At 46.2% G+C, this 24,305-nt stretch carries 20 protein-coding genes; 12 read left to right on the top strand and 8 right to left on the bottom strand.

Translation table 11 applies throughout. From position 1 onward, the window contains the following. Positions 1–305: 305 nt before the first annotated feature. The 5 genes from HUN05_17880 to HUN05_17860 are packed head-to-tail and all read right to left on the bottom strand — an operon-like array spanning position 306 to position 5,023. On the bottom strand, positions 306–734 hold the full coding sequence (locus HUN05_17880) for a response regulator (GenBank protein WDP86760.1): 429 nt from the start codon (positions 732–734) through the stop codon (positions 306–308). A 49-nt stretch (positions 735–783) separates the two neighbouring features. Further along, the gene (locus tag HUN05_17875; GenBank protein ID WDP86759.1) at positions 784–1,428 is read right to left on the bottom strand and encodes a hypothetical protein; all 645 of its coding nucleotides are present in this window, start codon (positions 1,426–1,428) and stop codon (positions 784–786) included. Continuing rightward, positions 1,429–3,186 carry a sensor histidine kinase gene (locus tag HUN05_17870; protein WDP86758.1) on the bottom strand — a complete coding sequence of 586 codons (1,758 nt, stop codon included), beginning with the start codon at positions 3,184–3,186 and terminating at the stop codon, positions 1,429–1,431. Between the two features lie 15 nt (positions 3,187–3,201). Next, on the bottom strand, positions 3,202–4,419 hold the full coding sequence (locus tag HUN05_17865; GenBank protein WDP86757.1) for a response regulator: 1,218 nt from the start codon (positions 4,417–4,419) through the stop codon (positions 3,202–3,204). A gap of 25 nt (positions 4,420–4,444) precedes the next feature. Then, complete coding sequence (locus tag HUN05_17860) at positions 4,445–5,023, bottom strand: TetR/AcrR family transcriptional regulator (protein ID WDP86756.1); 579 nt, start codon at positions 5,021–5,023, stop codon at positions 4,445–4,447. Positions 5,024–5,112: 89 nt separating this feature from the next. Between HUN05_17860 and HUN05_17855 the strand changes: the two genes are divergently transcribed. The 9 genes from HUN05_17855 (at position 5,113) to nuoB (ending at position 17,087) form a co-directional block, all read left to right on the top strand. Beyond that, the gene (locus tag HUN05_17855; GenBank protein WDP86755.1) at positions 5,113–6,348 is read left to right on the top strand and encodes a hypothetical protein; all 1,236 of its coding nucleotides are present in this window, start codon (positions 5,113–5,115) and stop codon (positions 6,346–6,348) included. A 106-nt stretch (positions 6,349–6,454) separates the two neighbouring features. Then, entirely contained in the window at positions 6,455–7,363 is a 909-nt protein-coding gene (gene nhaR / locus HUN05_17850; protein WDP86754.1) for a transcriptional activator NhaR, read from the top strand. A 323-nt stretch (positions 7,364–7,686) separates the two neighbouring features. Further along, positions 7,687–9,099, top strand: a complete 1,413-nt coding sequence (locus HUN05_17845; GenBank protein WDP86753.1) for a transferase — start codon at positions 7,687–7,689, stop codon at positions 9,097–9,099. A 575-nt stretch (positions 9,100–9,674) separates the two neighbouring features. Further along, entirely contained in the window at positions 9,675–11,633 is a 1,959-nt protein-coding gene (locus HUN05_17840) for a hydrogenase (protein ID WDP86752.1), read from the top strand. 132 nt (positions 11,634–11,765) lie between these two features. Continuing rightward, positions 11,766–12,686, top strand: coding sequence for an NADH-quinone oxidoreductase subunit H (locus HUN05_17835; GenBank protein WDP86751.1), 921 nt, complete (start codon positions 11,766–11,768; stop codon positions 12,684–12,686). Beyond that, complete coding sequence (locus tag HUN05_17830) at positions 12,683–13,324, top strand: NADH-quinone oxidoreductase subunit K (GenBank protein WDP86750.1); 642 nt, start codon at positions 12,683–12,685, stop codon at positions 13,322–13,324. The genes HUN05_17835 and HUN05_17830 overlap by 4 nt, the downstream gene beginning before the upstream one ends. A 10-nt stretch (positions 13,325–13,334) precedes the next feature. Then, positions 13,335–14,789: a hydrogenase gene (locus HUN05_17825; protein WDP86749.1), complete on the top strand. Its 1,455-nt coding sequence runs from the start codon at positions 13,335–13,337 to the stop codon at positions 14,787–14,789. Further along, positions 14,786–16,297 (top strand): hydrogenase, encoded by a 1,512-nt coding sequence (locus HUN05_17820; protein WDP86748.1) that lies wholly within the window; start codon positions 14,786–14,788, stop codon positions 16,295–16,297. The genes HUN05_17825 and HUN05_17820 overlap by 4 nt, the downstream gene beginning before the upstream one ends. A 46-nt stretch (positions 16,298–16,343) precedes the next feature. Beyond that, the gene (gene nuoB / locus HUN05_17815; protein ID WDP86747.1) at positions 16,344–17,087 is read left to right on the top strand and encodes an NADH-quinone oxidoreductase subunit NuoB; all 744 of its coding nucleotides are present in this window, start codon (positions 16,344–16,346) and stop codon (positions 17,085–17,087) included. A gap of 129 nt (positions 17,088–17,216) precedes the next feature. On the opposite strand, the gene HUN05_17810 is transcribed toward nuoB, so the two are convergent. Further along, positions 17,217–18,629, bottom strand: coding sequence for a transferase (locus HUN05_17810; protein ID WDP86746.1), 1,413 nt, complete (start codon positions 18,627–18,629; stop codon positions 17,217–17,219). A gap of 182 nt (positions 18,630–18,811) precedes the next feature. After that, positions 18,812–20,785: a U32 family peptidase gene (locus tag HUN05_17805; protein WDP86745.1), complete on the bottom strand. Its 1,974-nt coding sequence runs from the start codon at positions 20,783–20,785 to the stop codon at positions 18,812–18,814. Positions 20,786–20,921: 136 nt separating this feature from the next. Between HUN05_17805 and HUN05_17800 the strand changes: the two genes are divergently transcribed. After that, positions 20,922–21,245, top strand: coding sequence for a cupin domain-containing protein (locus HUN05_17800; GenBank protein WDP86744.1), 324 nt, complete (start codon positions 20,922–20,924; stop codon positions 21,243–21,245). A gap of 14 nt (positions 21,246–21,259) precedes the next feature. On the opposite strand, the gene HUN05_17795 is transcribed toward HUN05_17800, so the two are convergent. Then, positions 21,260–21,787, bottom strand: coding sequence for a hypothetical protein (locus HUN05_17795; protein ID WDP86743.1), 528 nt, complete (start codon positions 21,785–21,787; stop codon positions 21,260–21,262). Between the two features lie 483 nt (positions 21,788–22,270). Here HUN05_17795 and HUN05_17790 point away from each other — a divergent pair, with 483 nt between their 5' ends. Both HUN05_17790 and HUN05_17785 read left to right on the top strand, forming a co-directional pair. Beyond that, a complete protein-coding gene (locus HUN05_17790; protein WDP86742.1) occupies positions 22,271–23,149 on the top strand; it encodes an LD-carboxypeptidase in 879 nt (292 codons plus the stop codon). Then, complete coding sequence (locus HUN05_17785) at positions 23,149–24,246, top strand: beta-lactamase family protein (protein ID WDP86741.1); 1,098 nt, start codon at positions 23,149–23,151, stop codon at positions 24,244–24,246. The genes HUN05_17790 and HUN05_17785 overlap by 1 nt, the downstream gene beginning before the upstream one ends. Positions 24,247–24,305 lie beyond the last annotated feature (59 nt).

The following is a 24,305-nucleotide window of genomic DNA, read 5'->3' as shown; positions in this document are numbered from 1 at the left end:
AGATCTGCTGTTGTCAAGAAGAGTCTTGGATTTTGAAGGTGTAAATTATGGAAAAAAACAGGTTTTTAGGCTGTTTTTATGGTGGTTGAAAAGATCTTTTTGGAAGAAAAACTCTTTGACTTTAAGGGTTTAGATCTGAAATTGAGAAGACTTAAATATGGGCGCAACCATACAAAAACAATTTATGTGCGATAACAGATCGCCAAAAATGGCTGGAATATGGTTCTAAAATTTATAGGAAAGCCCTTGTTTCATTCTGATTTGAATCATTAAATGGAATAAGGGCCCTCAAAAGGTTCAGTGCATCAATTGCCGAACCGCTGGAGAATATCCTTTATTTTTTGTTCTGTTTTTTCTTCAACAATCAACATTTTTTCGGTTTTGGCCTTTTTGATTTTTTCTGCAAGTGCTTCAATATCTGCCGGTTTTTCCAAGAAGTCAGACGCCCCAATTTTCATGGCCTCTACTGTTTTTTCAACGGTTGCATAACCGGTCAGCAGAATAATCTGCAGTTCTGGCCTTTGGGTTTTAATGGCTTTTAACGCCTCCATTCCATCCATTTCAGGCATCTGAAAATCCATGACAATGGCGTCAAATGTTTGTTTTTTAATGATGGCCAGGGCCTGATCCGCAGAGCTTGCGGTCGTAACGATCATTCCCCGGGCCTGCATCCGTTCGGACATGATTTCTAAAAATTCTTTTTCATCATCCACAAGCAATACTTTTTCTGACATGTTTCTCTCCTTGTAACTATTGGGTTTTGACCTTTTCGGCTGGCCTAAATTATTCGTCAGGACAGGGCCATAACAGCCCTAAATCCCGGTTGTTATTTTTTATTTGCGGGCAGATACCAAGATGTTCCAGCAACGCCTTGTTCTTCGGGGTATCAAAGGGGTTAAGCAGGCGGTTTTCATTTTTGGCAGAAAACCAGATCAATGCCCCTGAACTGCTGCTTTCAAAGGATATACCTAGCTGCTTTATTTTTTTTGGATTATCAATACAGGCGTTGATGGGCTGCCAGATCAGGTATTCAAGAAAAAACAAATGGGTGGATACCATCAAAGGGGAGGGCGCAGGCATGAGCTTTATTTCAATACCCGCCATTTTGATCAGCCGGGATCCAAATTTTATAACAAAGGCGGCGGTTTGTTCAAGATCTACAGGCTGGTCACAAAGATCAACACTGTGGGAAAACTCGTTCATCCGTTTTAATACCAGGTCTGCATGCCTGACCTGTTCAGCTATTTTCAGGGATATCCCATTTGTCCGGTCCGGGGCCAAAGCCATGGGGTCCATGAGTGAAAGATCACCGAGAAGTCCTGCATTTTCATTGATAATGGCCAGGTGGTTTTTTATCTCATGGGTGGCGGATGCCAAAATTTGTCCCAAAAAGGTGATGCCGGTTTCGATATTTTTATCTGGGGCCATCTATTGCCTCGTTTCTGGGTTTGTTTTTGAAGGTGTATCTGAATTGGGTTGCAGGGGGACGTCCTGGGTCAGAGGCAGGGTCAGTATAAATTTTGTCCCCTTGTTCTCACGGCTTTTTACCCTGATATCACCGCCCAGTTCCTTGGCAAGACCATAGGTGGTGGCAAGGCCTAATCCTCTGCCCCAGGAATCATTTTTTGACGAATAAAAGGGTTCAAATATTTTGGCAAGATCCTCCTGGGCAATGCCGCAGCCGTTATCTGAAAATTCCAGAATGACCGTTGACTGATGTTTTGAACAGATTTTGATTTTTAATTTTCCCCCGTCTTCCATTGCGCTGAATGCATTTTCAACAAGATTTAAAAAAATTTGCTGGAGACTGCCCTTGTCACATTCAAATTCCGGCACCTGATCTTTATGAACGATTTCAATGGTAATTTCTCTTCGTTCTGCCTCTTTTTTCAGGAATGCCAATACCTGGTTCAGGACCCTTTCTAAATTGATGGGTTCGATGCTCGGTTCCATGTGCCGGGCAAAGTCAAGCAGTCGCCGGGTGATGGAACTGCACCGGGTTACCGCATCCTGAATATCTTTGGCCAGGGGAATCAACCGGCTCTCTGGACAACCCTTTTCATTGAGGGAGAACAAATCCATGATCAGCCCGGTTTTCTGGTTGACAATGGCCAGGGGGTTGTTGATTTCATGTGCCACGCCTGAGGCCAGCCGCCCAATGGAGGCCAGCCTGTTTGCGTATTCTGCATGGTGAAGGGCCTGCAGTCTTCGTTTGTCGGCAATCTGGATCCGCTTGATCAGGTAGGTGGCCGTTCCCATGATGGACAGGAGAATGACAAGAATGCTGATTCCAAGATAGCCCGCAAGTTTGAGCCGGGGTCCAAACCAGAGATTTGTCACCCCTGTTTGACTTTGAATCAGAACACAGGTCAGGGAGGTGTTTTTAATTTTAGTATAGGCGGTAATGACAGGGGTGTTTTTTAAAGGCGCCAATTGGACAAATCCCTGATGATCTGGAAATATAACCTTGTCAAACAAGGGGGATTTTTTTGTTTTTTCCAAATATACTGACGGGGTCAGCACCCTATTTTGATTGTCGATAAGAAACATATCCTGGCCGTTCTTTGAATCGATAAACTGGGTCGGGTCGAACAAAAGGTCCATATTCAAGATAAATTGTAAAATATATCCTTGGTCCTGGGCTATCAGGGATATTTTTATATAAGGCGGTTCATAGGTTTCCTGGAAATAAGTGTTTGTTTTTTGAAAATCAAGGGCCCCGGGCAATTGATCGAAGTCTGACAAGGGGGAGGGCAATCGGCCTTCCTGGGCAAGGAGTTCTCCCTTTAAAGAGACCAAATAGATATGAACGATGCCTTCTGAGTAAATGGACAGATGGTCATAGACCGCCTCCAGTCTGCCGGGGCTTAAAAGCATGTCACGGCTGGTCTGGGAGGCCAGGTTTTCCATGATGGCTTTTTCACGGTCAATGGAAAAAGAAACCAGATTAGCGGCCGAGACTGTGGTTTTCACCATGCTGGTTTTCAGCTCTTGTTCAATGATCCTCCGGGTGAGACGAAAATCCATGAAGGTCATGACAAAGAGGGGTAAAAGCGCCATAAAAGCGGTGAATATAACCAGCAGTTTCCATTTTTTTCTGAAATCGAACCGGGCCTGTCCCTGGGGACCTGCCTGGGGGTCCTGATAGTCCCAGAACGCTGGTTTGAATTTTTTAAATTGAACCATGGCAGATTTGCGCCCTTAAACGGCGCTTGCCCTTTTTATTTTTTCATGGGCCTGGTTCAGGGTCGTGCTTAATTGATTGATATCAACAGGTTTTTGCATATAGGCAAAGGCCCCCATGTTCATGCATTTTTCCCTGTCCTGTTCAGAACCGTGGCCGGTTAATACAATGACCTCTATTTCAGGGCGGTTGAGTTTGACCTGCTCTAATACTTGCATTCCGTCTATGCCCGGCATTTTTAAATCAATGATCATCACCTCCGGATCATCGTTATGGACAAGATCAAGTGCGGATTCTCCATCATAGGCAACGGCCGAACCGATGTCCCTGATCTGGAGCCGTTCTGAAAGGGTCTGGACAAAATCCCTTTCATCATCCACCAGCAATACTTTTGGGGGAATATCCATTGGCCGTTTTTGATACACCGCATTTAAAAGGTCAGACTCTCTGACATGGGTGTGAACCGATTCGACCCCGGGGATTGTTCCGGCAATGCTTTTGAGTTCTTGTTCCAGACGGCTGAGCATGAGTACTTTTTTATTGATGGTCAATTCAACGATCCCGTTGTGGGCATCCACGCCGACATTGTGACCTGCATTTACAAGATTCACCTCTGTCTGGGCCGCCAGCAGAAAATCATCCATTGCGGATTTTGAATCCTGGGTCTGCCTGACCACCTTTTTTAAAAGATTTTCTTCGATCAGGGCCGCCGCCTTGGGAGGAACGGTTTTTCCCATGGGCAGGACCATGTCGTATAGTGAAGGTGCCCAGGGATCTTTTTGGGAAAATAAGGTGGTGGTCCAGGCCGTGCGGTCAAGGTCTTCTGCAAGAATACAATCGCAGGCTGCCTCTTTTGAAACACCGTTTTGGGTTTGTGCAATGCTGAGCCTGAATTCGGTTTTGGCGATAAGGCAGACCCTGAGGACATGGGTGATGGTTTGGGGAAGCAACAGTCCGCTGTACCCTGTGACAATGCATTTGTTTTTCAGCATGTTTGCCAGGGCCAGTTTCAGGTATGCTATGGCCTGTTCTTTTTCATGGGTAAATGGATTGAAAACAGAGGTCCTTGCGGTAAAGGCCCGTTTGATTTTATCTTTGTCCATACCGGATAAGGTTTGTGCCCGGGCCGTGACCATCTCGTCTGTGATCAGTCTGTATCCCGTACTTTCCATAATATCTTGAGCCACGGCAGTTTCATTGCAGAACACGCCGCTGAACAGGGTTATAATAGACATTGTATTTCCTTGGCCCTATAGGTTTTCATGGGTTGAGTATTTTCCGGCAGGATAAAATAAGATCTTGATATAGTGAGGCGCCGTGATAGAGATTGTAGGTGTTGAACCGGGCAACACCGTCCACCAGGGCAAATATGATCATTGCCGTGTTTCGAGGGGCGGCTGTGTTGACCGTCCCGTCTTTTACGCCCACAAAAATGGCTTGTTCAAAAATATCCAAAAGACAATTGTGAACCGATTCAAGGTAAGAGCGGCAAAGGGCATTGGTTTCCGCCATTTGATAGGGATAGTGCCGGTGGAGCATTAAAAATTGATCTTCCATCTCTCCGGCCAGGTGGAGATAAAAGGCAATCACCCCTTCCACCATGTCAAGGCCGGTATCGTATTTCATGGTCTCCTTGTGCCGGGCAAAGGCGCCCAGGATTGTATCCTGAACATCTTTGAGTATGTTCAAAAAGAGATCTTCTTTATTTTTAAAATGGTGGAAGATGGTGCCGCCGGCTGCCCCTGTCATCCGGGAAAGGTCGGACATGGAGGTCTCCTTGTATCCGTTTCTTGAGAAGGACCGGGTGGCAGCGGCAAGTATTGCATTTCGTTTGGACATATGTTACCTAAATATAAGGTTACTCCAACCGAATGATCGGTCGGGTTTTTAACAAGTATGAAAATTCACCTAAAAAGTCAAGGCCAAACATGACAGACGGACTACCTGAAAAGGCAAGATTGCTGGAAAAACTGAGAGAAAAAGGGTTCATGGTGCCTGACTTTATTTATGTGACTGCAGACCAGTTCAATACTGGGAATTTTAAAGCGCTTGAAGCCTTTTTAGAGATCCACCGTGAAAGTTATAAAGTAATAGCCAGAAGCGCCCATCCCTTGGAATCCGAATACAAGGGCGGTACATTTGACTCCCTTGAAACCTATGCCGACATCAAGGGAATCGAATATGCCAGGAACAAGGTGATAAAAATTGCCAGGACATCCAAACGCCTGTCAATCAAGCGGCAGCAGGTCTTTAACCATGCACCCCAGATTGATATGGATGAAATGGGGGTGATTGTCATGCCCTTTGTGACCGGTGCAAGTGTTATGGCCAAGATGATTGGAGATGAGTGGGAGTTTGGCTATTGCAGAAACAGGTCCCATAAAGTTCAAAACGAACCCCATATTACTAAAACCCCCCATGACCGCCGACTGATGCAATTGTCAAAAGAGATTCAAAAAACCTTGGGATTCAGGTGTGAAATTGAATATATCGTGTCCAACCAGGGGGATATCTATGTGGTCCAGGCCAAAGATATTTCAAACATAGAGACCCTTGAGGAAAAAGAAAGCGAACGGTCCATCAAGCTTGACGGCATCAGGCGGATTCGAAAACGCAGAAGCTACAGAGAGCGCCCTGTCTATGTGATGAACAACAAGGCGTTTTACATTAATATTATCAGCCGGTGCGAAGAGCTTGTTCATAAAACAGATCCCACAAGTCTTGATCTTTCTGATGTGATCTCATGCATTCAGGCCTATGAAAAAGAATTGGAAGCCTTTGCCTTAAGGCATCAACGATTTGCCGTTCTTGGGTTTTCCATCCAGGATTCAGGGGAATTGTTTCAGGTGGCCAACCATTATCTGGATGAATTTCCAGACTTGCAAAAAAAAGTGTCCCGAGCCTTGCACAACAATTTGTACAAAATTGATATTTTTCTGGGTGAAGCAGATACCCTGATTGCCAAGCATAAGTTTCGGATAAATTTGTGCAGCCATGATGCCTATGGGATTGATACGGTGAGAAATCCGCTCTGGTCTGTTTACTGGAAAGTGGAACGCCATGACGAGATGGTCAAGGATTTTTCCCGCCTTGGATTTAAAACAGGCGATTCTGTGGGAATTGATATTGATATTGACGGTCGCCCGGTTATTTTCAGGCTATAACCTGTGATTTGTTAAAAAAACAGGGGGGCTGAAATATGGTATGGGGACCGAGGACAGATCTGCGAATTTGGGATTAACCCTTTGATTGGATATGGGAGTTTTGTTCATGGAGATGCTTAATTATCATCATCTTTATTTTTTTTGGGTTGTCATGAATACGGGCAGTATCAGGGCGGCTTCCAACCGACTGGAACTTGCTCAGTCCACCATCAGCGCCCAATTGAGCTCCTTTGAAAAAACCCTGGGGGGCAAGCTCTTTAACCGGGTAGGGCGGAATCTTGAACCCACAGACCTTGGCCATATGGTCTTTAGCTATGCAGACAAAATATTTACCATTGGTCAGGAGATGATGAATGCCATCCACAGCATGCCCAATGAATCCCCCCTGTCGTTACGGGTGGGGGTCATGGATGTGGTGCCAAAACTTTTGACCCGGAAATTTCTTTTGCCGGCCATGGAAATGGATGATCATCTTCATCTTGTCTGCCAGGAAGGCAAGTTGGAAACCCTGTTGTCGGAGCTTGCCGTTCACAACCTTGATGTGGTGCTTTCGGATGTGCCCATGAGACCGGGGCTGAGTGTAAAAGCCTATAGTCACCTTCTCTTTGAGTGCGGTATCAGTTTTTTTGCCCGGAAAAATTTGGCTTCCCGGCTGAGCAAAAATTTCCCCTACTCCCTTGACAGGGCGCCCATTCTGGTTCCCATGGGGAAAAGTGCATTGCGGGGGAGATTGGACCGATGGTTTGATACCTTGGACATTATGCCCCATATTATCGGAGAATTTGATGATTCTGCCCTGCTCAAGGTCTTTGGTCAGGCCGGGGACGGCGTGTTTGCAGGTCCCCAGGTGATTGAAAAAGAGATTCAGCAGCAATACCAGGTCGAGGTTCTTGGAAGATCAAACCAGGTCCTGGAAAAATTTTATGCCCTGTCTGTGGAACGGGTGATCAAACATCCTGCCCTTGTTGCTATTTACAAGGCCACCCGGGAAAAAGCCTTTTTTCATCAAAAATAATTTTTTCCCCAAAGAAGCGTCTTTTTTTGACCCGAATGGGTTGTCGCCTGAATACGAATCGCTGCGAAAACGATTCGATCAATACGAATTATTTTTTATTTGGATTCGTGTTGACCGAATTTAAATTTTCCGGTATGGTTGACCTCCTGTGTTGATTTTGCAGGTGCTTAGCTGTATTATCCAGCAGGTATGAGCTTTTTATTGGCGACAATGAATGTTCGTTGTGATAAAATTTAATTACGTTATCGTTAGGTTTGTTAAAATGACTTTGCCGACAGATGTATTGGGCCTTTTGGGGAAGAATATAGGTATAAGAATAAACCATGAGTAAACTCAAACAACTAAATGACCGGGTGATAAGCCGGTTGAACACGAATCTGAACGGGTTAAGTTTTGATTCAAACGCCTTTGTTTCGGCTGCCATTGATGATGAAAAAATGATGCGGTTTTATGCCTTTTACGGGATAACCGCCCACCATCCCATTTCGTTTGATTTTAAGCATTCCAATATTGCCGGCAGTTATTTTTTAGGCAAATGCCATGTGAGCCGCTCAACCATCTATAAAAGCGACATCCGGGGAGATGAACTCAAGAAAAAGGGAGATCCCATTGACTGTGTGAAAAATATCCCCCTGCTCGATGACGAGATGATCACCATAAGGGACAGCCTGCTGTATAAAACCCTGGTTCACTCCCATTCCCACAACCCTGAGTCCCCTGAAGAATTTTCAATTCGAAATACAATTGCAGCCCATTATTCCAATATCCACGGATCCACACTGGTGGGATGTTTTTTATATCCTTTTGCCACCGTGGATCTTATGAATCTCCATGCCTCTATTATCGGGCCCTTTTCCTATGTGCAGGCCGGTGAGTTGTTTCACCGGAAAATTGGTGCGGGCACCGTCTGGGTAAAACACCCTGAATTTGAGTTTAAATATAGATTTGCCAAAGAGATATTGAGCCGGTATGTTCAGGTCGATGCTGAGTACCAGCCTTGTGGAATAATTTTTGACTTTGTTAAACAAAGGGAAAAAGAATACGAACGCCTTTTTGATGTGGTTTCACTTAAGCCCTTGGATTTTCCCGAAAGTTCTGCGGTCAACAGGTATGCTGTGATCAAGGGGAAAACGATCATTGGTGAAAATGTGCTGGTGGCCCAGCGGGCTTTTCTGGACAATGCCAGGCTCGGGTGCGGGTCCAATGTACAGGAAAATGCCTATGTGGTTGACGCCCATCTTGAAGGAATGAACGTGACTGCCCATGGCGCAAAAATCGTTCACGCCCAGGTGGGATTTAAAACCTTTGTGGGATTTAATGCCTTTGTGCATGGGAAAAAAACAGCCCGGGTGCAAATCGGAAAGGGGTGCATTATCATGCCCCACACCATCATTGCCCCCAAGGTTTTTCTGGATATTCCGGACGATCACCTGGTCTGGGGATATATTCGATCTTTCCGGGACCTTGATGCCCATACCATTTCCCTGTCTGAGTTTGAAACTGTCAAAGAAGAAATGATCCTGGGTAAATTGAGCTTCTCAGGCAACGGGCATGCTTTTATTAAAGCCAACAAAGATCGAATCAATCAAATTTTAAAGGCCAACGGGGCTTTTTTCCAAAACGGGAAAAACAGGGGGCATGCCCAGGATGGTCAGAATATTTCTTTTAATACGCTGCAGCCCTATGCCACAGGGGAGAACAGGGGGATTTTTCCTTCTGTCTGCATTGATCCGTGAGGGCATTTGCCGGTCTTCTCCCCATGGCTCCGGGTGTTTTCAATTTTGCTTAGCCTATAAAAAATCTATTTAAACCCGGTGATCTTTGGTTAATAATAAAAACAGCCCCCCCTGGACTATTTTAGATCCAGGACCTAAAACCAAACCGCAATCGATTGATTTTAAAGGTTTAATTCTGGGCAACAAGGTTGAAATTATCTGGTTTTAATCCCTTTTTTCCCCTTTATTTCTGATTTATCCCAAGCTAGTTTTTCCCTTAATTTTGTTTCAAACCCATGGGTTTGTTTTTTTTAAAGTCTTGACAAAATCAGGTGCCTATCATAGTAGAAATCATTTTAAACAAGGCGAAAAATGGATTTCAGGGTACAAATGTATTCAGAGTCAAGTCTTGAAAAAATAACAAACAATAATGAATAACAGCTTAAGAATAAAGGCATATACGGGCGTTGCAGCCAGAGGGTAACCTGGAAAAATGCCATCTGAAAATTCAAAGCACATCAAGCCTTTTAAGCTCAACCGTCAAACCGGATAAAAAATTGAATAGATAAAACAATAAAATATAGGTTGGGGAATTTATGAGTCAATTTTTCATGGCAATACTGATAGTCTTTTTTGGGGGTATATCTGCCCTTGTGTTAGCGCGGCAGGCTAAATTAATGAGAATTGTTGCCGTTCTCTCATTAAGCGCCGGTTGTCTTTTCGGGGTAATCGATACCGGGATAAAGCTCATGGCAGGCGGAAGCTTTACCGCCTCATTTGCTTTTTTAAAAGTCTTTTCCCTGGCCTTTCAGATCGACGGGCTCTCTGCTTTTTTTCTCTGTGCCATTTTTGTTGTCTCACTCATGGCAACGATTTACAGCTATGATTATATGGGCCATGAAAAATCATGGATCCGGGTGGCGGGCAATTATTTTTTCTTCAGCATTTTAATTGCTTCCATGGCCCTGGTGGTAACATCCGCAAACATCATAACCTTTATGATTTCCTGGGAAATCATGTCCCTGTCTTCTTTTTTTCTGGTCATTTATAATTATGAATCCGATGAAAACCGAAAGGCCGGGTATCTTTACTTTATTTTTTCCCATGTGGGGGCCATGTTTATTTTTGTGGCATTTGCTCTTGTTTACGCGCATAGCGGTCATTTTGGGTTTGAGGGATTTGGGGCCCTGCCTGAGCCAACCAAGTATCTGGTTTTTATTTTTTCTTTTATCGGGTTTGGCTCAAAAGCCGGTATTTTTCCGTTTCATGTCTGGCTGCCCCATGCCCATCCGGCAGCGCCCAGCCATATTTCAGCGGTCATGTCAGGGGTAATGATCAAGACCGGCGTATACGGCATCCTCAAGGTATATTCGCTTCTGGGGTTCAACACCCCGGTTTTTGGGTATATTGTTTTGTCTGTAGGGGTCATATCCGGTATTCTCGGGGTGGTTTACGCCCTGGGCCAGCAGGACCTCAAACGGCTGCTGGCCTATTCCAGTGTAGAAAATATCGGTATTATTTTCATTGGATTGGGCATCGGGATGATCGGGGTCTCAACAGGCAATTCACTTATGGCGGTTCTGGGGTTTTCAGGCGGGTTTCTTCATATCCTGAATCATTCCATCTTTAAATCCTTGTTGTTCATGGGGGCGGGCATGGTGCTTCATAGGACCGGAACCCGATCCATTGATGCCCTTGGCGGGTTGTTAAAAAATATGAAAATTACCGGGACAACATTTGTTATCGGGACCCTGGCCATTTCCGGGCTGCCGCCCTTTAACGGGTTTGTCAGTGAGTTCTTTATTTATTTGGGCGCATTTAAAGGGGTAATTCTGGGAAAAACCGATTTGGTGATGAGCATCGTGGCCATTATCGGCCTGGCCGTGATCGGGGGATTGGCTCTGGCCACCTTTACCAAAGTTGTGGGCGTGGTATTTCAAGGAGAACCAAGAACAAAAGCAGCCCAGAATGTCACTGAAAAAGGGGGGAGCATGCTTTTTTCCATGGCGGTTCTTGCTGCAGGATGCCTTTTTATCGGTGTTTATCCTTGTATTTTGATCCGTTTGCCCATGACCGCAGTCTCTGCCCTGGGCCTGGATTTTGGCAGTGTACCCTTGGAACCCTTTTACCAGATGACCGGCCATATCACCCAGGCAGCGGTTCTTCTCATTGCCGTGATCCTGATTGTCGCGATTCTGCGCTCATTGAGCTATAAAGGAAAAGTTGTCGGAAAATCAGGGACCTGGGGGTGCGGCTTTACCCAGCCCACCGTAAAAATGCAGTATACCGGATCTTCCTATGCTGGTTCCATCCTTGAGTTTTTCAGCGCCGCAGCCCCTTTGGAAGAAGATCATCCTGAAATCAAGGGAAGATTTCCCTTAAAAACATATTACAAAAGCCGAATACACGATATTGCAGAATTCCATATGGACCGGGCAATCGTCCGGCCAGTCTTATCCTTTTTTGATAAGCTTCGATGGATTCAGCATGGGGACATTCACCTGTATATCGGCTATATTTTGCTGGCCATCGTTTTATTGTTGTTTTTTGTATAGGCGGCATACCTAAAGGGCATAAATTGGCAGGAGCATGGTATTCGCTTTTGGCCACAATTGAAAATGAAACTCTGATGATTGCAAGACCTTGGCTCGAGTTTCATATAATAAATTAAAAAGTGAGAAAATTTCATGATTGAATCCGTTATTCTCTGGTTTCTTGCAATTTTAACAGCGCCTTTTTTCTCTGCTGTTATCCTCAAGATCAAGGCTTTTTTCGGAGGGAAAAAAGGACCGCCACTGCTGATCAATTATTACACTTTGATCAAGCTGTTTAAAAAGGGGTCTGTTTATAGTCACAGCACCACCCTTGTTTTTAAGCTGGGTCCCATCATTTCCTTGAGCACGGCTGTTGTTGTGCTATTGTTTCTGCCCATTGCAGGCCATGCCCCTGTGTTTTCGTTTAAGGGAGATATCCTTTTTCTCCTTTACGTCATGGGGCTGGGGCGGTTTTTCACCATTGCCGCAGCCATGGACACGGCCTCTCCCTTTGAAGGCATGGGCGCGGCAAGGGAGGCGTATTTTCCCATTATCTGCGAAGCTGCCATGTTCATGATTCTGATATTTTTCTACCGGCTGACCGGTGAACTTCAGCTGTCCGCCTATTTTGCCGGGGAAAATACCATGGCGCTGTGGAATACTGCCGGCGCCCCTCTGCTCTTTATCGTGATATCCTTTTTTATTATTCTTCTGACGGAAAATTCCCGGGTTCCGGTTGATGATCCTGCCACCCATCTTGAGCTGACCATGATTCATGAGGGCATAGTGCTGGATCACTCAGGACCTGATTTTGCGCTTATTGAGCTGGGTTCTTTTTGCAAGTTGTTCTTTTATTCAACCCTTATCTCACGGCTGATTTTACCCTTTTCTTCGGAAATTTCAGGACTTGGGTTCTGTCTTTATATTGCCGGGCTTTTTATTGTCTACATTGGTGTGGGGGTAACCGAGTCGGTGATTGCCCGCTACAGAATGGATAAAGTGCCCCAATTTGTTTTGACCTCCTTTGCCCTGGCCTTTTTTGCAACCATTATCAGTATGGAGTTTATCAAATGATACATCCGGTCGATACGATTTTATCACTTGTGTTGCTGTCCGTTCTGTTTTCATACGGATCCAGCCGGGTTCCGGGACTCATAAAGCTTTTAGCCTTTCAGGGGATTGTGGTATCTGTTGTGCCTTTTTTTATTGGTCATGACATGTCTGCCGGCGGGATTATCTTTACCTTTGTGACCCTGTTGATACGGGGGATCATCATTCCGGCAAGTATTTATCTGGCCATCAAGAAAGTCGCCATTGACAGAGAGGTGGAGCCTGTTATCGGATACCAGGCCTCGTTGCTCTTCGGTCTTGGGCTGATCGTTGCCGCGACCTATATCAGCAGCCAGCTCAATATTCCCAATATCAGTGAATTTTTGCTGATCATCCCTGCGGCCATCGCTTTGCTGGTCACCGGCATGTTTCTTTTGATTGCAAGGAGAAACGCCATTGCCATGGTCATCGGTTATATCATGATGGAAAATGGGATTTATCTTGTGGGAACGACCTTTTCGGTTCAGGCCCGCCATATTGTTGAGTTTGGTATTTTACTGGATGTCCTGGCCGGTGTCATGATCATGGCCATTATTTTTCAAAATATCAAAAAGACCTTTGACGACGTTGATACGGCTCTACTCAGAACATTAAAGGAATAGGTGTTATTTCATGGTGGAAATTATTTTTCTAGCCCCTTTTATTACCGGCGTCCTTGCTTTTTTCCTGCCCAGAGCAGTCGGGCGCCAGCTTTTGGTCGGCACCGGAGCTATTCATCTGTTTCTCTCCTTGCTGTTGTGGAAAAACAGATCCCTGCCCGTTTTTGATCATTTTTTTGCAGTGACCCCGGAAGGATTGCTCTCCCTTTTGGTGATTTCGCTTCTTTTCTTTCTGATATCCATATACACCATGGGATATCTTAAAGAGAGCGACCTGAAATCGGAGAATATTTTTACAGGCTCCATGCTTTTATTTTTATCCACCATGACCATGGTCACCCTGTCCGATCATATCATGGTGATGTGGATCGCCATTGAGGCCACCACCCTGGCAAGTGCGCCTTTGATTTATACCCACAGGTCTTCGGCTTCTCTTGAAGCCACCTGGAAGTATGTGATCATTTGTTCGGTGGGGATTGCCATGGCCCTTTTGGGCACGGTTTTAATCACCCTTTCCATGGATATCGGCAATGTGGAATCCGCGCTTTCATTTTCTGCCCTGACCCAGGTGGCCAAAGCGCTTGATCCCATGTGGCTCAAGGCGGGGTTTGTCTTTATCCTGGTGGGGTACGGTACCAAAATGGGATTGGCGCCCATGCATACCTGGCTTCCCGATGCCCATAGCGAGGCTCCCAGCCCTGCCTCGGCCCTTTTATCCGGGGTGCTGTTAAACTGCGCCTATTTGGGTATTTTCAAGACCAATAAGATCATGTACGCTGCCGGGCTAGGGGATTTTTCGGGCACCATTCTCATTGTGTTCGGGCTCATGTCCATATTGGCGGCAGCCACGTTTATTCTTAAGCAGAATGAGTACAAAAGAATGCTGGCCTATTCCAGTATTGAAAATATGGGGATCATAGCATTTGGAACCGGTATCGGCGGGCTTGCCGCTTATGGCGCCGTGATCTGCATGATCCACCACAGCCTGATCAAATCCTCTTTGTTTTTGTCTTCCGGGAATATCCTTTTAGGATATGGAGACCGGATGATCAAGAACACAGGAGAAATGGCAAGGCTGATGCCCAAAACATTCAAGGCATTTTTTGCAGGGTTTGCCGGCATTTCAGGATTTCCACCCTTTGGTATCTTCATCGGCGAGCTTTTTATTATCGTGGGTGCTTTTAAAACAGGCCACTATGTGGTGGTCACCATTTTCATCCTAAGCCTTTGCGTTATTTTTGCAGGACTTGCCAATCAGGTCATGAAGATTTCATTTAATGATCTTAAGGGCGGCAGAAACGATGAACAGGCATCTGATAAACAAATTCTTATCAAAGAAAAAGCCAGCCTGGTCTGGCCACAATATATACTGCTATTAACATCCCTGGTATTATGTTTTTTTATCCCGGACACATTATATCAAACGATCATTGATGCGGTGACTGCCATTGGCGGAGGAATTAAATGACAACTGCTTTTTTGAACATATCCAACGGCGAAAAAATTGACAGAAATCTCATCCCCCACCTGTCCTTTGATGCATTGAGTGAAAATGCACTCAAAATTGTGAAAGAGGGGGGCAAGGTGGTCCAGTTTTTTGCCTACAAGGAAAAGGACAAACTTAAGTTTCTGACGGTTTTAAGAACCCAGACCCAGATTTTGGTTGGCGGATGCGATGCCCCTCAAACTTACCCGTGTTTAACCCAGGAATGTGAACCCTTTCACCTGTTTGAACGGGAAATTGCCGAGCAGTTCGGTATACGGCCCGAAGGTCATCCCTGGCTCAAGATGGTCAGGTACCATCCCAATAGCCAGGGTAGGGACGATGTGTTTGGCAATGACTATACCCAAGATATTCCGGGCAATTATCCCTATTACCAGGTGGACGGGGACGAGATTCACGAAGTGGCTGTGGGGCCTGTTCATGCCGGAGTGATCGAACCCGGGCATTTCAGGTTCAACTGCATTGGAGAGCGGGTACTTCACCTGGAAATTCAGTTGGGGTACCAGCACCGGGGGGTTGAAAACCTTCTCAACAATGTCACGGCCAAGCGTCTTCCCATTCTTGCTGAGAATATTGCAGGGGATACCACAATCGGTCACGGGCTCTGCATGGCCCAGGCAGTTGAGGCCCTGACCTCGGTTGAACCGGACCGGGGGGCTAAAATTATCCGGGTCATTGCCCTGGAACTTGAACGGCTGGCCAATCATATCGGTGATCTAGGGGCTTTGAGCGGGGATGTGGCCTTTTTGCCCCCGGCCAATTATTTTGGACGGATTCGGGGGGATTTTTTAAATCTCTCCCTGCTCTTGTGCGGAAACAGGTTTGGCAAGGGACTGGTCAGACCCGGAGGGGTGAGATTTGATCTTAACAATGAGGTCAGACAGACGCTGACAGAACGGCTTGCCGAGCTCAGACCCCAGGTGGAGCATGTGATGGAGCTTCTTTTCGGGGCATCAACGGTCAGGGCCCGGTTTGAAGAATGCGGGACAGTTTCCACCCATGATGCAGAAAAACTCGGACTTGTGGGTCCGGCCGGCAGGGCCTGCGGCATCCCCTATGATGCCAGGCGCTGTTTTCCCACAGAACACTATGGCAGAATTAATATTCCGGAAAATAAAAAACCCAACGGGGATGTCTATGACCGTGCCCGGGTCAGGTATGATGAGATCCTTCAGTCCATGAGTATTATTGAGGCCCTGATTTTTGAGCCTGTTGAAACCCAATGTGTTGAAGGGACAGGGTTTGATCTGGATCCGTCTTCGTTTGCCGTGACCATCAATGAAGGATGGCGGGGCGAGATTTCCCATGCCGTTCTCACCGATGAAACCGGCAAAATTTTAAGGTATAAGGTCAAAGATCCCTCTTTCCATAATTGGAACGGGCTTGCCATGTCTTTAAGGGATACGGGTATATCGGATTTTCCCTTGAACAATAAAAGTTTTAACCTGTCATATTGCGGGTTTGACCTTTAAGCTGGAAATTAAAAATAAATTAAGACCATAATAAAAGAGAGTTTTTATGCTCAATACACTTAAAAACAGGTATGAACAGGGGTATCGAACCTGCAGCTATCCCAAGGAAAAACCCGCTGTATTCCCAAGATACAGGGGAAGGCCAGTCGTCCGGAAAGATGCCGCTGCTGAAGTGATTCAGGCCTGTGCGGATGCCTGTCCCCAGGATGCGATTAATGTGGACCAAAAAACCATAGACATGGGCAAGTGCGTATTTTGCGGCACCTGTGAAAGGGTTTCCAAAAAAGAATTTGTCGAGTTTACCGGGGATTTTGAGATTTCCACTGCCCAGAGAGCGGACCTGATTACGGGCGGGGATCTTCCGGCTTTAGCAGCCCATTCCAAACAGCATTTTAAAAAATTGTTCGGCAGATCTCTTCAGCTTCGCCAGGTCTCTGCTGCCGGGTGCAACGCATGTGAGGCCGACCTGAACGTTTTGGCCACCCCGTTTTTTGATCTGGCCCGTTTCGGCATTAATTTTGTGGCCTCTCCCCGCCATGCCGATGGTATTGTGGTGACCGGTCCTGTGTCAAGAAACATGAAGACCGCCTTGCTTCAGACCTATGAGGCCATGCCCGATCCCAAGGTCGTTGTGGCTGTCGGCTCCTGCACCATCTCCGGCGGGCCCTTTGTGGGAAGTGATGAGATCACACAAGGACTGGATACCATTTTACCGGTGGATCTGTTCATACCGGGGTGTCCCCCCCATCCGTTGACCAATCTCCACGGATTTTTAGATTTTTTTAAATAACCTAGCGGACCGAGGATCTTAACTCAAATGAGTTCCCGGGAATGATTCAGGTCGTTTATCCAATACCAAAGGCCGTGATCATAGGTTTTATGATCACGGCCTTTTTGTTAAAAAAATTTGGTGTGAAAATTAAGGTTTAATTCTTATGGAAGGGTATAATCCTTTAAGTTCACCTGTCCTGTAGGGCTGAATGATATTAAAAGAGATGTTCTGATCGTCCTGGGCATGGCCCCGGCTCTCTTCGTCCTGAAAAAGGGCGCCGTTGAGCAGCAGAATCTGGTCGATTCTTTTACGGAAGGCTTCAATAAAGACCGATCCTTTTCCGGTAAAGGTCATTCTGCCGATTTTCAGTTCATCCCTGGTGTCGGCAAGATCATCCATGGCAATGGTGTTGGTTGCCAGGTCTTCTTCGCAGGCGATATATCCCCAGACCAGGTGATCCGCAGGGATTTTTATGGGCCGGTCCGGGTCTATGATGGTGTGGGGCATGACAATGCATCCTTCACCGATCTCTATGGGGGCCGTTGATTTGCCGTTTAAAAAGCAGTTAAATCCTACAAAGGTGTTGAGGCCGATCTCTGAGAGAATGATTTTTCCCCCATGGGCGGTGACAACATTGCCGGCCAGGGTTGAATTGATGATATATGAATTTTCCTGGGCATTGGACCCGTCTCCCATGACGGCATTTTCCAAAAAGGCCCTCTGGGCCACCAAAACATTTTCACCGATATTGATTTTTCCCTGGACAACGGCATACCGGTTCACTGCAGAGGATGCAGGAGCATTTATGGGCTCTATGTTCATGACATCAAATAATTTTTCATAATCTTGCTCTCTTTCCTGGACAAAATCATAGATGATCCCCCTGGGCTGGGAGGATTCGTTCATGCCGATAAAATTATCCAGGATTTCTTTTTTAAACTTATACTTGAATTCAAAATGGGGACTTCTGACCCATACGGTGCCCGGATCAATTTTTCTGTGGAAAAGTTCGCCGGTCTGAACATAGGAAAATTCACCCACAATACACGAGTGAAGGTTCATTAAATCCACCGTGGAAAAAGGACCTAGAAAGCATCCTTCAAGGGTGGACCCGTGAATGTTTGCATAGTGGGCTGACACGGTATTTTTAATACCGAATTCTTCGGGGCTTTCAGGATTGTGGGAGTTGGAATGCACCAGGGTTTTATACAAAAGGCTGTCCCTGATGGTGATCATTTCATCTTCCACAAGGGGGATGTCTTTGGCGCAGCGGATATTATCCCCTTTTCGTTTTAATTCATCTCCCCGGACATCACTCTTGTAGATGGCGGACCGTCCCACATGGCATTTTCCGAGAAAATAACTGCCGGCAATATTTGAGTTTTTAAAGTGGAAATAGATGGGATGGTGGGAAGTGATTCCGTAAAATGCATAAAAATCCAGCATCTTCTCGTAGTCAAGGGCATTTTTTACAAAATTTTCCGTATCAAAATCAAACTCGCTTAAATTTACATTTACGCGGCTGATAATTCTGTCGTTGAGCTTTTTTAACTGATTCATCGGCATATCCTTAATACATTAAAAAAAAATGTCGAGTTCCAATTTTTTCAAAGTTCAATTTTTTGAAAAAACCAAGGTGAATTCAAATAAATAACATAAGAACAGATCTCTGGCAAGACCATTGGACAGGAAGATTCCCCGGCCTGGGCTTGGAAAATCATGCCCGTTTTGACCCAATCGGTCTATATTAGATTCAAGTTCCAGTTCCACAATCCGGGCCGGGGTTTTATCTTTACGGATTTGGGAATATTTTCATTCAAGGTTACAAAGAGAGTGTAACCGGCTTTTTCCAGATCTGGTTTTTGTTTGGAAAAATCGAGAAGCCAGTTGGGAAACGTATAATAGGTGTTGTTGGATTTAGAGGTCCAGGCCCCTTCTCCCTTGGGACTGAAAAAGACCTGGCCGATGGACAGGTTTGGGGAGACAATCCTGGACACGGCCAAAGGCCAGTTGGCCCGGGTCACGACCCCGAGGGGGAGGGATGACGCCCGGGGCAGGGATAAAAAGGTCTCTTTGTCCAGCTCCGGGCTGACAATGGCCCCTGAAAACCCGAGCCGCTTTAACCGGTCCACAGCACCTGAGTTGGTAATATTACAAAAAGGGCCTGCCCAGAGATTCAGAGGTTTGGGTTGCCTGAACATTTCAATTTGCCAGGGGGCATTGAGAACAAAGTTTTTAGCCCCTTTTTTAATGGCGGTTTCCACATACCGGCGGCAAAGAATTTCTTCTTCGGGAAAAACCAGGGGATCCAGCCACAGCCAGGCCCTTCCCACAGGCTTGATTCCGTAGCCTTTTGCAGATATCCACATCCCCCTGTCCCCAAAGTCCTTTGGCGGCTTTGATACGCCTCTGAAAACCGTCATTTCATGAATGTTTTTTGGGCCTTTATTTTTTAAGGCCCCCTGGCGGTGGGGCAGAGGCAATTTATCCTCTTTTGCCGGCCTGATCGTGACCGGGTCAAAGGAGGCAAGTTCTGATTCCAGACTCTGGATCTGGGTTTGCAGTTCTTTTCCCCTCCGGTCAATGATAAAGACGGGGGTTCCTTTTCTGACACGATTTTTGGCTTTTTTAGACAGGAAAAATTTTCCTTTTTTGGGCACGGCCCGGGTCACTTTTTGGATGTCGTGGAATCTATCCTCTTCATAACCGATGCGCAGCAAATCCTGTGAGAATAGTTCTTCCCGGGTAATAAAATAGGGTTCTGCCGGGTTTTTTACCCGTCCTAAAAAAAGGCCGGACCCGGTTTCATCTCCCTGGGCCAGGGGATTTATTTTTCTTTGGGATAAAAGATTATAATGGGTGAATTCTCTGCCCATGGCATATTCAAGAAAGGAAAGGGCCTGTTTTTTTTGCTTGGGATCATCCCGGAAAAGCTTGTATGCCTTTACCGTGTAATACACGTAGTGGGGGCTTTTTTTCCGTCCTTCAATTTTCCATGTGGTTATTTTGGGGATCTCCTTGAGCACTTTAACAAGGACATCTGCAGCAAAATCCGTACAGGAAAAATGCCTCATTTTTTGACTGCCCTGGGTATAGATTCGCCTGCAGGGCTGGACACATCTTCCCCGAAGGGCGCTTTTGCCCCCAAACCAGGAACTCCAATAGCATCGTCCGGACACAGAATAGCATAAGGCCCCGTGAATAAAGACCTCAAGGTTCAGATCCTCAGGGGCGGCCTGGGCCATGGCCTTGATCTCATCAATATTGAATTCCCTGGGCAGAACCACCCTGGAAAACCCTGATTTCAGGGCAGATTCAAGACCTGCCGGATGGGTGCAGTTGCCAAGGGTGGACAGGTGAAGGGAATTTTTAAATCCGGCTTTTCTGGCCAGATCGACCATGGCCAGATCCTGGACAATGAGGGCATCCGCCGCCACATACCGGACAAGTTTGGTCAAAATGCGGTATACTTTTTCCATTTCTGATTCTTTGAGAATGGAATTAAAGGCAATATAGACCTTTATGTTTTTTGAATGGGCAAGGCGGGTGAGCCTGGACAAGGATTCAATGGAAAAATTATCCGCTTCCATGCGGGCGGAAAAAATTTTAAGCCCGCAGTAGATGGCATCCGCCCCTGCTGCCATAGCAGCCAAAAAGGCATTTTTATCGCCGGCAGGTGCCAGGATCATGGGAGGGGTGATATTATTGGGAGTCATACAGCCTTCAATGAAAGGGTTATGGGGTTTGGGTTAAAATCAGCTTAGTATTGCAATTTTAGGGGAAAATGTCAAAATATCCCCTGGTCACGGTGTTCAGTTTTATTATTAAATTTAAAAAAATAAAGGATTTCCTATGTTTGAAGCCTTTAATGACAATGGATATGCAGAACCTGCCGAGGGTATTTCGATGAAAACCCTGGTTTTCGGAAAAAAAAGTCTTCTATCACGGTTTTGTCTGGCCAAAGGTGCACGCCTGCCTCTCCATTCCCATCCCCATGAACAGACAGGCTATCTTATTTCAGGCAGAATCCGTCTGACCATCGGGAATGAATCCTTTGACGCAGGGCCGGGTGACTCCTGGTCCATTGGCGGTCATGTGACACACAGCGCCCAGATTATGGAAGATGCTGTGGCCATTGAGGTCTTTTCCCCGGTGCGGGAGGATTATCTGCCCTAACCGGAGGGCTTTTTTTAGGGATTGCACACTTTGCATGGTTTATACCCCTGGGACAGGGCATCTTCCCGGGTTGCAAAGGCGGCGGTGCATTTTTTACCCTGTGAAAAATTGCATTCAAGGCTGTGGAATACCAGGGTATCAATGTTTCCCATGAAAGAAGGAAGATTTTCCTGGGGAAGAGATTTTTCATTTTGTGTGTTTGAGGCCGGTTTGGTTGTTTCGTTGATATCATCGGCAGAATCAGGGTCTGACTTGGGCATTGTTTCATCATTGGGGGCATCCGCTCTGGGCGCGGTGGATGCCAAGTCCTGCTCCAATGGGGAGGTCTCTTTGTTTTTTTGCAGATCTTCTGTCACGGGTGATTCTGTGTCTTTTTTTTCAGCCCGGATCTCTTCAAATCCCAGGTAAAAGGCAAGTCCGCCCCCAAGAATGAGAACTATGGGCAGGCCGCCGGTGACCACGCCTATAAAATTGGAAAATAATAATGAAAATCCCGGCAGACCAATGATGATTGCCAAAAAACCGAAAACTAGTTTCTTCATAGATAAGCCCCATTGTGTGTAGACGTTTAGCAAAATTCAAAAGACGATTATCTGTACTCAGTCTCTTGTATGGCGAATCAGGGATTTTTGTCAAGGCATGCATGCGAATATCCTTAAAAGATGGCCTATACCGAATATTTCATCACCTGTAGGTCAGAAACTGACAATTTGAGGCGACAGGATATTGTATTCCTTTAAATACAATACCTTATAATGGCTCGCCAAACCAATTGCAAGGGTGAAAATGGTCACTTTTCGGGCGAACCGATTTTACCTCATCTGCGGCGTTGCAGACCGTTGGCAGTAAAGTCACTGCGGCTTCACGGGCCGACGCCTTGCACCTAAAGCAAAATTGATTCGTGATATATGCGGCCCTATTGTTTTTCTCCTGAAAAAGGGTATGATTTGACTTGTCCGTGAAAGTATACTTGTTTTTCAACTAATTTAAGAAAAGATCAGACCAGTGAAGGGAAAGTAAAATCCATGCGCTTTTGTTTAAAACCCGGAGATACCATCGGGGTTGCAGCCCCTTCAGCCCGGTTTGACCCGGACCTTTTTAAAAAAGGGGTGGATTGCCTTGAATCAATGGGATTTTCTGTCCGCATCCCCCCTGCCATTTTTGATGAGCACAGATATCTTGCCGGAACCGATTCTGTCCGTGCCAGGGTTGTCAATGAATTATTTGAAGATCCAGAGATCAGGGGCATTATTTGTGTCAGGGGAGGCTTTGGGGCCATGCGGATCTTAGCGGGGCTGGACTGGGACAGGATCAGGAAAAATCCTAGTTTATTTGTCGGGTTTTCAGATGCCAGCGCATTGATTTCAGGTTTGATATCAAAGGCCGGTATGACCGCTGTCCACGGCCCTAATCTGGTCTCTTTGGCCAGGGCCGGCAAAGAGACCTTGAATGGATTTTTCAGGGCTGTTACAGGACAATTAAATCAGATTAAGGTTGATAACGGCCGCTGCATTTTTCCAGGACAGGTTGTAGCCCCTCTGGTCGGCGGTAATCTGGCCACCCTTGTCCATATGATCGGCACAGGGTTTGAGCCCAAGTTTGATCATGGCATCCTGTTTATTGAAGATGTGGGGGAACCTGCCTATAAAATTGACCGGATGCTTTCTCAAATGAAAATGGCAGGGTGTTTTGACCATATCAAAGGGGTGGTGACAGGCTCGTTTGAAGATTGTGCCAACAGCGATTATATCCCTGAGATTATAACTGAAATTTTTGACGAATTTGGAGTGCCCGTACTCATGGGACTTGAGGCCGGCCATGGCAAGATCAATTTGTCTCTCCCCATGGGAGAGCCGGTGTTACTTGATACCCAGAAACGATCTCTTGGGTGGGAGTGCCTGTAATGGGAGGCTTGGGTTTAAATCAAATCGATCAGGCCATGGCAAGGGGGGTCCAGGAGAACGTTTTTCCGGGCGCGGTTTTGCTCTGGGCCCAAAAAGAGACCATCCTTTATCACAAGGCATTTGGAATTAAAGATCTGACCACGGGGGCGCCTGTTCAGCCTGACACCTTTTTTGATCTGGCCTCTTTGACCAAACCTTTGGCCACAGCTCTTGCCGTGGCCGAGTTGATCAAATCTAAGGCCCTTGAAACGTTTACTCCCCTTGCCAGGCTCATACCTGAAACCCTGGGAACGGATAAGGCCCAAATTACCATTGATATGCTTTTGCGCCACACCTCCGGCCTCCCGGCCCACAGAAAATATTTTAAAAATCTCAAGGGCCCAGGTCAGAATTCAAGGCAGGTGTTAAGGCGCCTGATTCTTGAAGAACCTTTGGACGTTCAGCCCGGAATGGCGCAGACGTATAGTGATCTTGGCTATATGGTATTGGCCTGGGTGGTGGAAAATATAGCAAACCAGGGGGTGGATGCGTTTGTCTATGAGAGGATATATCATCCTTTGAATATAAACCATCTGTTTTTCATGGCATCTGGAGAAAATCATCAGGGATCGGGTGATTTTTGTGCCGCCACCCAGGATTGTCCCTGGCGCGGGAAACTGCTCAAAGGTGAGGTGGAAGATGAAAATGCCTGGGCCGTCGGTGGTATTGAAGGGCATGCCGGGCTGTTCGGGGATGCGGTTTCCATACACCGCCTCTGCTGTGAAATCATGGATGCCCTGACCCATAACCATCCAAAAGTTCTGGATTCGGGAATTCTCCAATCCTTTGTCAACAAGACCCCGGGCCGGGACAGGGTGGCCGGGTTTGATACCCCGTCCCCAAAAAATTCTTCATCGGGTCATTATTTTTCAAAATCCAGTGTGGGGCATTTGGGGTTCACCGGCACCTCCTTTTGGATGGACCCTGAAACCGGACTGATTGTGATTTTATTGACCAATAGGGTGCATCCTCGCCGGGATAATTTGCAAATCAAGTCCTTCAGGCCCAAGCTCCATGATTTAGTTGCATTGGCCTATAATAGAAATATACGGGTGTGAAACATTTTTATTCTTGTAAAAAAACCGTAAGTTTGTTAGCAAATATCTTTTAATAATTT

The sequence above is a fragment of the Desulfobacter sp. genome (assembly GCA_028768545.1).
GTDB lineage: Bacteria > Desulfobacterota > Desulfobacteria > Desulfobacterales > Desulfobacteraceae > Desulfobacter.
This window is presented reverse-complemented; position numbering and strand designations above follow the sequence as displayed.